Below are 1,362 nucleotides of genomic sequence, written 5' to 3' on the forward strand. Positions count from 1 at the left end.
AACGGACGAGTCCGACGCGGCATTCGATGCTGTGGTCAACAAGATCGCCCACGCGCCGAAGCTCACCGACGAGCAGATAAAGGAACTGGTGCGCCGCCAGCGTAAACAGAGCGGGGCGTGACCAAGGGGTTCGATCCCTTTTGCCGGAACCGGCGACGTTATCCCCACAATCCGCGTTTGTAGAACAATAGTAGAACGCGAGTCCTTGTTGCCGCAGGGGAATCCTACATAATCGGGGTCCCTCCCTCGATTCGTGAGCTTCCCCTAATGTCATCCAAGACAGTTATCTTACTGCAGGTGATTTTGAAGTATGAGCCCGAGCATTGCCTTCGAGAAGTGAACGCGCTTCGCAAGGCGCTCGGTGCCGACACCTATCCGTGCATGCAAGGGAAACGTCATGCGGCCTTTGTCACAATCCGATACGGCACGCCGGCAGAACTAGTGGAACGTTTTCGGAATTGGCTCGAAGTCGATGCCTTCGAAAACTACTGGGCCTTGATCCCCTTGAAGCCTATGGCCGGCAAGTACGGCAGCATCGATAGCCTTCCGAGCCGTATCAAATTCGCCTATGCCGCTTTGCAGGCGGGTCCAGCCAAGAACTTTGCCCAGAGTAAGATCTTCGTCAAAGAGCGATACCGAAAACGCACACCGTGACAGGTGTTCGTCAAAGGCTTCGGAGTGTGGAAGCTTTCGCAGTAGGCGAACGGCCCATATTCCGATCGATGGCATGACTACTCTCCCAACTGGCGTGGGAGTGTGCACCGTCAATCTTGCGTGAGCCATTCGCCATTGGTCCTGTAAAAGTTGGGCCAAGAGTAGGATTATAATCCTACGTTAGTTCGATGGCGGTGTCTAGAGCCATTCCCCTACGGCTGGGTAGCCTTCGGAAATTGCGCACGGTATGTTTCCCGTTCCATAGATTCTTTGAGGCGATCCATGCCACTTCCGATGTTTCTTTTTGCTGCAACGCCAGTCGTCATACTTATATATTTCAGTCTTTTAGACATAAAAACGAATCGGTGGCAAAAGACCGAGAGAACGCCCCTACTATACGTCTATATAGCACTTCATCTCGCCGTAATTATAGGGATTATTGTATCCTTTTTTGAATTATATATTAAAGAGTGATAGCGGGGCTGAAACCCCCCTGCGCCGGCCTGTCAGGACCATATTCCTATTTCGCCTTGGGTTTGTCAACCAGATAATCGCCTACCGAGTGGACGTTGGCAGCCGAAGCCAGGCCGGCGGAGGTCATGAGCAAGCCCAGTACCATGGGGAAGAGGTGATGTTTCATCGTTGTTCTCCCAAAATCGGTTTGATTTCAGGGCGCTCGCGGTCTCGGGAGCACCCGGCGAACAAGAC

At 52.9% G+C, this 1,362-nt stretch carries 1 protein-coding gene; it reads left to right on the forward strand.

Going from position 1 to position 1,362, the window contains the following annotated elements:
• The first annotated feature begins 267 nt into the window (after nucleotides 1-267).
• Nucleotides 268-654, forward strand: coding sequence for a hypothetical protein (locus tag X742_RS140500; protein ID WP_023775595.1), 387 nt, complete (start codon nucleotides 268-270; stop codon nucleotides 652-654).
• Nucleotides 655-1,362: the final 708 nt, after the last annotated feature.

Origin of the sequence: Mesorhizobium sp. LNHC229A00, from assembly GCF_000502415.1 — a bacterium.
GTDB lineage: Bacteria > Pseudomonadota > Alphaproteobacteria > Rhizobiales > Rhizobiaceae > Mesorhizobium.

Excerpts from the sequence above, each read along its gene's own strand:
- X742_RS140500 (WP_023775595.1), top strand. The coding sequence starts at position 268 with ATGTCATCCAAGACAGTTATCTTACTGCAGGTGATTTTGAAGTATGAG.